Source organism: Enterobacter sp. K16B (assembly GCF_020216105.1).
GTDB lineage: Bacteria > Pseudomonadota > Gammaproteobacteria > Enterobacterales > Enterobacteriaceae > Enterobacter > Enterobacter sichuanensis.
The window spans coordinates 18,355-28,446 of sequence record NZ_JAIWJZ010000094.1; the positions used below are offsets into that span (position 1 = coordinate 18,355).

The 10,092-nt window shown below is 48.5% G+C and carries 6 protein-coding genes and 1 pseudogene; all 7 read right to left on the minus strand.

The genetic code is table 11. The features are described from left to right. Positions 1 to 159: 159 nt before the first annotated feature. Positions 160 to 1,824 carry a UvrD-helicase domain-containing protein gene (locus LDK53_RS17075; RefSeq protein ID WP_114268982.1) on the minus strand — a complete coding sequence of 555 codons (1,665 nt, stop codon included), beginning with the start codon at positions 1,822 to 1,824 and terminating at the stop codon, positions 160 to 162. After that, positions 1,821 to 3,725, minus strand: a complete 1,905-nt coding sequence (locus tag LDK53_RS17080) for an ATP-dependent nuclease (RefSeq protein ID WP_050870282.1) — start codon at positions 3,723 to 3,725, stop codon at positions 1,821 to 1,823. The genes LDK53_RS17075 and LDK53_RS17080 overlap by 4 nt, the downstream gene beginning before the upstream one ends. A 1,201-nt stretch (positions 3,726 to 4,926) precedes the next feature. After that, the gene (locus LDK53_RS17085) at positions 4,927 to 6,807 is read right to left on the minus strand and encodes an AAA family ATPase (RefSeq protein WP_050870280.1); all 1,881 of its coding nucleotides are present in this window, start codon (positions 6,805 to 6,807) and stop codon (positions 4,927 to 4,929) included. Further along, a complete protein-coding gene (locus tag LDK53_RS17090) occupies positions 6,804 to 7,310 on the minus strand; it encodes an ABC-three component system middle component 2 (protein ID WP_114268983.1) in 507 nt (168 codons plus the stop codon). Before LDK53_RS17090 ends, LDK53_RS17085 begins: the two co-directional genes overlap by 4 nt. Further along, on the minus strand, positions 7,295 to 8,383 hold the full coding sequence (locus tag LDK53_RS17095; RefSeq protein WP_050870279.1) for an ABC-three component system protein: 1,089 nt from the start codon (positions 8,381 to 8,383) through the stop codon (positions 7,295 to 7,297). The genes LDK53_RS17090 and LDK53_RS17095 overlap by 16 nt, the downstream gene beginning before the upstream one ends. Beyond that, positions 8,380 to 9,375 (minus strand): restriction endonuclease, encoded by a 996-nt coding sequence (locus tag LDK53_RS17100; protein WP_050870277.1) that lies wholly within the window; start codon positions 9,373 to 9,375, stop codon positions 8,380 to 8,382. The genes LDK53_RS17095 and LDK53_RS17100 overlap by 4 nt, the downstream gene beginning before the upstream one ends. 185 nt (positions 9,376 to 9,560) lie before the next feature. Further along, positions 9,561 to 9,713, minus strand: a pseudogene (locus LDK53_RS23065) (helix-turn-helix transcriptional regulator); the annotation flags it as partial. Positions 9,714 to 10,092: the final 379 nt, after the last annotated feature.

Here is a 10,092-nt window from a genome sequence, read left to right on the forward strand (position 1 = left end):
GTTAACACGTCCGCTTCGTGCCAGGAGCGGACGTTGAAAATGGCACTCCATATCTATTATTGAGCGATGTTAGAATAACCAATTGTAACAATTAATGCTGTTTAGCCCTAAACCATGTGAAAATAAAAGTGGAATTATAAGTAATTTTGGGACTGGCCGTTACCTCACAAACGGAAGTACATAATCCAAATACTCTACTTGAGCAGTCCTAAAAACTTTCCAATATCTGGCATTAGCAGGTTCATCACGCTTGTTAGTATGCGTTAAAATAAGGCGTCTCTTTGCTCGCGAAACACCGACAAAAAACGCACAGCGATTCTCTTCTTCATCACCAAAAAAAATCTCATTTTCTATAGCCATGATTACAACCGAATCAAACTCTAATCCTTTGCTTTTGTGAATGGTCAAAATGCGTACAGCTTGATCATCACTAAATCGTTTTAATGCGAGGGGTAAATCAGATTCGATTTTCAGTAAATCTTTAATACGTGCTTCAACATCGCGCACAACCTGTTTAAGACGATCATGGGACTCATATTCAGGCGATAAGGCAACAAGCATCTGTAAACCTATATGCTTCAAGAAAGCGCGACTAAATGTCCACCATTCCGAAAAGGGATTGTCCGTTTTTTTTGCTTCAGACACCCCCTTACGATGCTTTTTAATCAGGTGATCAAGATCTTTTCGTACGTTGGTTTGAATTTCTTCATCAGCAAAGGGAACCAGCTGATTCATCAGACGAATCCAGGCTTTAGGTTCCCGATGTCCATACAGGCATGATAGGTAATCAACGATTAACCTAGCCACTGGTTCGACAGTAATGTCCTGCATTTGCTGCTCATTGCGGTAGGGAATTCCGCGTTGCTCTAACTCTCTGAAGAGGTGATCAGCATATAAATCTGGTTGTTTAGAGATCAGGACTGCAATTTCAGCTGGAGGTACTTTCTCTGTGTTAATCCATTCATAAATTAGGTCAGCCAGATAGATAGCTTCAGTTTGACTGTCTTCAAATTTGCAAGCAAAAACCTCCCCTTCGTCCCCTTCCAGCTGAGCATCAGGCATTACAGAGTCAGGATCTAACTTACGAATAATTTCGTTCTGAACACGCAGCAAAGTTGGTTTTGAGCGGAAATTGCGATACATGTTGAGCGGCACCGCATTAAAGTCCTTTGTGAAGGACTGGAAAATGCCGTCCAGAGCACCTGCCCAAGCCATAATTTTCTGTTTTGTGTCACCGACTGCAGTCAGTCGAATTTTTGTTCCCTTAAAAGCAATTTTTACCAAGTCATATTGTAAATTTGTGCAGTCCTGAAATTCATCAAGGAAAATGTCACTATAAGTTTGCCGGATTGCATTTCGGGCTATTTTTGACTTTTGCAATATTTTAATTGCATAAGGAACCAGATCGCCGAATGCTATTTCGTGACGAGACGTCCCGCTTTTCTTGTCTACAATGGTGTAACCAGCATCTAAGGCATATTCTCCCGTAAGTACCGGCCTAAATCGATCTATGATGCGTTTGGCAAATGCGTGGAAGGTAAAACTGTCAAAGCGAGAAGCCAGATATCTTCCACACCTGCGTTCAACGCGTTCTGCCAGATTTCTGCTGGCATCAACCTTAAATGAGATCGCCAGAATCCTTTTGGGGTATCGACACGTTCCTGTTCGCAAAAGGAAGTCAGCACGCTGTGCAAGCATTTCCGTCTTACCCGCCCCCGGTCCAGCAGTCAGTGCCAAGCAACGTTTACGCGCTTTCGCTGCACGTTTCGCATTAGGTTCCAGCATCAATCCATCTGCGGGCTGCCATTCTTCGACTGTAATCATTCTGGCAGTTCCGTGAGTTTGGCAATAACCGCATCAGCCAGCCTGTCCAGTGAATCTGGCATGTTTTTAAGTAGATCAGCATCATTTAGCTGAGTTAACGCCTCAATGTGAGCTGCGGGTTTACTGCCGAGCTTGAAACGTTGGTGATAGGTATTAAAAAGCGCTAATTCATCATCCCTGTACTGGGATGAATCGTAATGACTTTTTCCAAGAACAGCTTTTATAGTTGCATCGTCGGGCTTCTCCTCCTCAACGTTATAGGCTTCTGGGTACGCAAGTAACATTGCAAAGTCTAAATCCATCGGGTAGGAGAAAAATACGCTGCGCTCTTCAAGCATGTCGAGATAATGTTCATAGCCCCGAATTTTGTATTTTTCAGAATCCCATTTTGGAATTCCGTAATCTTCTGGAAGTTTTTTCCCTGGTTGATGTATCGCAAATTGATCGTTTACGTACTTAATTCTTCCCCACCCTGCCGCATAGCGGGCAACGTCAAGATCAAGCAGTGTAAAACAGGGGATCTTTAATGCTGCAAGCAGACGCCAGAAATGGTTTACATGCCGCCCCCCTAAAGGTGCTACAGTGATCGCTGACTCGTCAACGGGCGCACCCTTGGCCTGAAGCAAGCGTGGCAGCACAATCTCTTCGCTGTCACCTTCGCCAAGCACCACCAGCCGTGAAAAATAGATTTCCGGAAACGCCTGGACTGCTTCCCTAACAAACTTATGTGCCTCATCAGTTTCATCAGGCAATTTAATACAAGTGACCTGCGTCTCTCGTGACTCATTCAGTCGAAGATAACGTATTAACTCAGGTGCTACCCGGCGCAGCATTGTGGGCGCATGCGTCGCAATGAGAGCTTGCGCATCTAGGTTTCCAACCATGGCATTCAGGGAGTTAACAATGCGTCCCAGATAATGTGGGGAAAGGCTGTTTTCTGGCTCTTCAAGGGCTACCAGTGTGAAGACCGGAGGACGTAATTTTTCGGGATCAAATGATATATCTTCTTCTGCAAGCACGGCCTTGCCAATAGCCTGAGACGATAACACAAGTGAAAGGTAAAGCATGGATTTTTGGCCATCGCTCAGCCTTGAAAAATCTACAAATGAGCCATCGTGACTTGGGGTAAATGAAACAGACAGATGCCTTAACAGCGGTTCAATTTCTGACGCGACAAAAGTAATTTTAGGATCAGCAAAAAATTTACCCCTATGCAGTTTTGCCCAAGTTGTCTTTAAAATCTCACTAAAAGCATTCACCGAGGGATTGGCCGCAAGGCTGACGCTTATTTGGTCGGTCAGGCTTTTAATCGTTTCACGCTCATCGTCCCAACGAACAGCGCGAAGTAAACGCCCGAGTAATGCATTCGCACCGTACGCAATATGGTCAGCGGGATCACGTCTGGCAGGCAGATAGTGTACATGGATATGATTACGTTCGGAGCGTGGAACCTGAGCGGTATTTAGAGGTGATTCATCTTCATCAACTTCCAAAACATATACCAGAGCTTCTTCAATGTCGCCATCTATCCCCATAGTTGCCGTTAGGCGAAAACGCACGCGCGGAACCCCATCTGGCTCGTCCAGTCGCATATGGCTGAAGTGGGGTGCTACGGTACTGTTGTCCTCGTCATCTTCCAGTTCGGGAAACAGAAAATCAGCCTCTATCCACAACTGGCGCTCAAGCGGAACGTCCTCCTCATCACAGGGCACGTGGAAATCTGAACGCTGGATCCGCCTTAACGCGGGGTCGAATGCAAAAAGTCGACACAAAGCCTGAAGAACTGCGGTTTTACCTGAACCATTAGGGCCAATGATATATGTTATATCTTCAAGGCTGAGTTCTGTTGCTTCATACCCAAAAGACTGAAAACCAGATAAACGTATTGCTTCAAGCTTCATGCGCCTCCCTACACAGATTAATTAAACTTCTAAATCAATTAGTTAATCCACTTATCATCTAACGACGATATCCTGTGAAACTCAGACATAATTATAATAATTACAGAAATTTCTTATTCCTTATTCTTGATAAATTTTAATAGCAGTTTTAATGAAAACATTAAAGTCATTTTTGTTAACCCAGTGATTGAGTAATCTCGCTTCCCAACAGCAGAACTAACACTCGGGGCTAGAGCAGAACGCAAAGCGGTAACGGCAAGGCCGCAGCCGGAGCGAAGTGAGTGCTGAAATTAAGCAAAGCGACTCTTGCAAGAGGTCGCCCGGGTGGCAGATTTCTACACGGCTTATGGACCTTGAAACGAAGCAGTGTGCGGAGATATGAACCATAAAAAGCCTCACTGATCTGTTCCCAGTTAATTGAAACACGAGATTTTGAGCAAGTTTTATGGCGACTCAAATACGAACGTCTGCTTGTCGCTCATAGCGGACCTTCAACTCAGGTAGGTTGTCTGCTCTGTGCCAAAAGCGGACATCCGGATCAGTAAGAAGCTGAACACAGGTCTGCTGACGAGGCTCTGGTATCCTCCAACATTACTCGTCTGCTCATATACCTTACAGGCGTCCCGACAGGTCGGGATTTTAGCCCGATTTAGTAAAACGGCAGAGCTGGTAGGCTCTGCCGAACCGTCAGGGGCGATACCTGCCCTGTTGATCTCCCTGGTGGCCGTAACTCATTCCCTTCTGTACCTGGAGAGCGGTGAAGATAGTTATCAAATTCAGAGCAACAGAGCATGTGATTACTGCCGACGGAGAGTGGGTGGCTGTTGATGAACTCACTTTCCTGCATGCAAGACCCCTGGTCTGTGGCTCCTGCCATACACCGGTGGTTGTTACACAGAATGATACAGGCTGGGAACTGATTCATCGGCCGATTTCAGAGATGGACAGAAAGCAGGTCGGTCGTTGTCACTATAGGAAATCTTCGTTACCGACCATGATACAGGGGTTGTAAGTATCAGCTATCTAGCATGGTGAGCACCCATGGTAATAATATTTAAATGACTCGAATATCTTTGATAACGTTGAAATGTTCTACAATCGGGCCTGACGCCACAGCCATCTTGGTGGCATCAGGCCGGAGGACTTCGAACTGGCCTAGTCGTGAGGATAGGACATGTCCACGGTCATGGACTCAGTCCATTTATTGCTCAGGATCCGCTATAAATGGGAAAAGACCGTACCGGCCATGGTGCGGGTTCTTGCCAAACATAAGAGATTGCTCACGCTTCATGATTGCATCAGGCGGGTCGGTGTTCTCAATAACGATGACTTGTGTGTCCCTAGGCAGTGCCTCAAGATACGCGTAGAACTGATCTTGAAGGTCAGTACCGGTTAAATCATATTCCGTTCCATCTGGCTCTCTATATGCTAGCAAGGGAGAATCGAGCACAACGAATCCCGTGTGTGGTGTGTGACGCGCACGGCAGAAAGCAAGCAGCCCGAGGGTGAAAGCTGCATGCGTAATCGCACGAAGGCCCTTACCAAAAGCACTACGCGGTTTTCCAGCAATGACAAGGTCCCGTGTCTTGGAATCGAAGTACACATCCCCAGCCTCAGGGAAGTGCCAACCAGTCAGTATGCCTTCAACAGTCTTAGCAAAACTATGGGATACAGAGGTTGATAGATCTGCGTTAGCAGCCACCCCAGCCTTCTCGTCTTCAGTACCCTTTTCAAGAGCAGCGCGACGGCGTTCCATGTCTTGCACAGTGGCGTATAGTGCCAGCGCTTCGCGCACCTGGGCCCGCTTGTCGGCAAAGTCTGAATAGGACTTGCGAAGGGTCGAGAGCTTGGGTGCGAGCAATTCTTCAACTGACTCTGAGATTGACTCCAGCTCTTGAACAACAGTAGGTATTCTGCGATCAAAGCTGGCACCTTCGCGCTCAAGGCTTTGGACGGTAGCTACAAGTTCTGCGCGTAAAACTTCGATCTTGGCAATCTCCATTCGTGCAGCCTGAACGACAGCATCAGTATCTCCATTACACCCAGCATCAGCGCGATGGTGATCGGGGTCGGCTCCACAAAGAGGACAATGCTCGGCACTTAGTAGGCTAAACAGCGTCCCACCTTCTTCAATAGCACGTAGCCTTTCAATATCGGACAAGTAGTGTCTGTCGAGCAGCCTGAATCGCTCAAGCATCGTACTTACCTCTGCTCGTCCCTCTCGGCTTGCTTCCAGTTTCTTGCGCAATTCTCGCCGCTTCCCAGCAGCCTTCTGAAACTCATCTTCAGTGGTGTTAACCTGGACCGCCTGTTGACGAAGTGAGAAATCAATCTTCTCAAGTTGCTCCTCCAGTTCCTCCGGACTCTTTGTCAACTCCTTGAGTCGCTCTCGATAGTCGTCAAGAAGCTGGGCGAGAAGACGCAATTGTGCCTCGCGCGATAATTCTTCCGGCCCACTCTTATTAGTGGTGGCGACCAATGCGGAGTCGTCTGCACCAGTTAGAAGTAACTTGAATGTAGCCAAGTTCGGCGTGTTGGCGGTGGGGTTACCATCGATGAGTGGAGAACTTTGTTGTGTGATCTCCGTCTCATCGACGATCATCAAACGCGCAATGTTGCGAAAGCTCAAGCTAATGGTTTCGTTCCGGGAGTTTTTGCGCACACGCTTGCCACTAAGGCCACATAGATCCAGCAAGAATGATGAAAGGTTCGTACTGTTCTTATCGCTGTGTTTTTCGTCAAGCTGCGTATACGGAATTTCAGTAGTTGGTGGCGTCTGGTGCAAGTCTTCGTAGAGCCGAAAACCACCACCATCTATACTGCGCCAGAGAGTAAATAACTCCCCATCAAGGGTTTCAAGCCCCAAGAGAACAAGGTCGTAGCCAACACGCTCAGGGATGTCGCGCAGGGGGGGCTTTCCACCGAACATGAAGTCGATGGCTTCGACAATGAAAGATTTTCCAGTGTTCGATGCGCCGTAAATAACATTGAGGCCAGCACCGAAGGTCACTGTTGCGGGTGGCTTTTCTGGCCCAAAAAAACCGAGAAAGCGTAAGCGTAAGCCGGGAGTTACTGCCGTCATAGCTCACCTCCCAAGCTCTGCTCAGTCCCATGGAACTGTTCGACCCATTTATCGAAGAAACGGCGCATCATGCTTTTGAACTGTTCATCCGTCAGATCACCAGTGGTTTCGACAAGCCATACAGCACGTTCCTTCAGGGAAAGCAAATAGTTGGAAGATACTAATGACAGGAACGTTGCAGCATTTTCGCCTGCACCGTACTTGATTCCCTCAGATGTGACTTCGCGCTCCACGAGGTCGCGGGTCATCATCAGAAACAGTGATTGCTCAACCAATTTGCGGCGCACGAGCAATTCAGCAGAGGGCATTGGTGTCGGTGGGTGCAAATTGTCTGGTCCGTTAATATCACCTGTATGAACAAGAAGGTAGTCAAGGGCCACAAGCCGCTGGAGATCATAGGCTTGCGGGTAGGCTGCACCTAGAATCGAGACTGCACGGATACCAGCCTCAAGTGGGCTATTGAAGGTAATTGTTTTATGTACTTGGCTCATGATCGTGTCCACCGAAGACGCTCCTCATTCACAAGTTGGTGGCAGATTCCGTCTCTATCCTTGGGGTTCGTACAAATTATGAGGGCGTTTGCTGTAATCTGCATGTCGCGGGCGGCCTTGGTGACAGCGCAGACCTTTTCGTAGCCGTCGGCATGGTTCCCGTCATGTGTGTCAATAACGCCATCATGGATGTCATCCAACAAAGATTCGAATGTGCCTGGCGGGACACTATCACGTGCGAAGACCCGCAGCGACTCAGCCTCGTAGAACGCCTCGCGCTGGCGGCGGAAATGATCCTTGAGTTTCGGCACGGACAAGGCCGAAGGGTCAGTCACTATTGTTCCTGTGTGCTCGCTGTATGCGCCGAACAACTGGGTCACATAGCGGCTCTCAGTGGCGGCAACTTCTTGGGGCGGCTTTTCGGATGCAGGCCGCGTTGGCAGTCCACCACCAAAGCGCGCTGTGTGAACCGGCGTGGCTCTGTGAGCGTCAATAAGCTGAAGTGCAGTCTTGGCGTCGAAGATGGTAAAATCGAATGAGTCTATATAGGCACGGAGCTTCACGTCGAGCGACACTTCTTGTGTGCTAGTGATCGCATCTTTCACATGCTTATCCCAGTTTGCATACAATTCCTCACGCAACTTTGTGGCGTTCGAAAATAGGCGGCTAAGTGACGTACCAGCGCCTCGTGGCGAAACAAAGTAGTAGCGACGAGGTGCCGTGTATTCACCTTTGTACGAGTACCAGATGATCTTGCCAAACTCAACCCAAACATCGCTAGGCCTGATGGCATTGCCGTAGTGCTTACATTGGAAGTTGTCCCACACCCCCTGAAGGCGTTCATCGCCAACGAACCCGGCGACATCGATACCCATATCGCCAGCCCCAGAGAAACGCTGGACGTGTTTGTACTTCGCCTTGAGACAGTAATAAGCCCATTCCTCGACGAATCCCTCCCACTCGTCTGGTGAGTAAGTCAGTAGCCTTTGCTGCGGCGGCATAATGGGGCCGTTCGCCACCTGAGCGGCCGTAACAACGGTCGCTGGGCTCTGCGGCTTATTGATGTCCATCCAACTCGCCGTCATAACGCACCTTTTCCTTGGCTATCGTGTGGGCAGAAGTACGGATTTTTGTGTATCTGCGCAGCCTGGACTTTCTTTGTGAAGAATTCCGAAAGGTCGTCTTGTCGCTCAAGCAGACGGATGATCTCCTGAAGCGTCGAGAGGACTAGAACTTTGTGCTGAAGAAATTCACGTACCGTATGAATAGCAGGTTCTGTGTAGTCACTGGCAGAAATGAAGATGCCTCGAACCTCGGCACGCGACATGAGCCTCACAAGATGCTCTGAAATCTCAGGCTTACCCACCGGATTGCGATACCACTTCATTTCAACGAAATACAGAACCCCACCGAGTTCAATGATCCCATCAATCTGCTCGACGATCCCTTCACCCGCCTCACCAACTAAATGGAAGGATTTACGAATGAGAACACCGTAGGCTTGAAAAAGGTTGTTGAGAGCCGTCTCCAGCAATTTTCCGCGTTCCTGCGCCGTCGCAGTAGTGCCAAACAATGTATATAAACCCTGTTTGGCACACTCGATTCTCTCAGTGCGATCGCGTTTTTCTGCTGCGATCCTCTGTAATTCAGCGCGTCGGGCTTGCCGTTCTTCTTCTCGGGCATTGTTCATGCGCGTGAAAGCGTCTTTTTGGTTGACGACTTCGCGGATACTGGCGACAAGGCCCTTGGCCTTGAGTTGGTCAGCGGGCCAGCACGAATCGAAGTTCGCAAAGTCCACCACACGCCGCAGAACCTCTCGCCGTTCACGGAGAGTGTGTTCCCCCTTCGCGTTGAGGCGTTCAAGCACCGTGCGAACCATCTGGTACTTGTTGATATTCTTTGGTGCAGTCCTCAAGTGAAAGGCAATATCAGAAGTTATGCTGTCAGGTACTCCTGCGCCGCGGAAAAACACCAGCACATCTTGTTTAGAGCGGTTGAGCAACGGCACAACATCCACCAAGAGGTGGAACAGCTCCGGTGGATAGTGGAATACGATGTCTGAGGATGTATCAGTCATGCGCTACTTCCCCTCCAAATACACTCATTAATGTAAGCAAAGGATTTGTTCCCCTCCATCATTAAGCTTCCCTGTTCAGGCTTCATATGTTTATTAATCTTGTAACCTTAAACAATTGGGCCAGGAGGGAGCGATCTAATAGCTATTCCTAACTCAGCTTCGACAAGCTCCAAATCGTACTGTGCCTACAAGTGCATCCAGAACTGCGGAGAATCACTGAACCAATGAGCAAGCCGTAGTGCTGAGTTACTAGTAATCTCGCGTTTGCCGCTGATAATCTTAGTGATCCTATGGGCTGGGGCATCAAGTTGGCGCGCTAGCTCAGTCGGTAACACATCAACAGCCTCAAGCCGTTAGGCGAGAATTTCACCTGGATGATGGGCTGCTGCGGTTATATTACGACTCAAAATGGACAGGCTATTACCACAACGGTAAGGGTTTTGACGATATACGTCAATCGTACATCAGAAGACATTCAGCACCATGTATTTGTCCCCTGTGTACCCAACTACGGGCTAAGTCCGGTGCAATTTGAGGAACAAAGCCTCGCGTAAGGCTGTGTCCACCGTTGCTGGGCAGGATCACTATTCAAACGGTTCGATTTACTCCAGGATAATCGAGCTGGGTATTTCACTGCGTCCGACGTTTGATTCGCTTACTGAATTGATGGATGTGACAGCTGCTTCTCGCTCATGACGGCCACTGGAGCCGTCATGA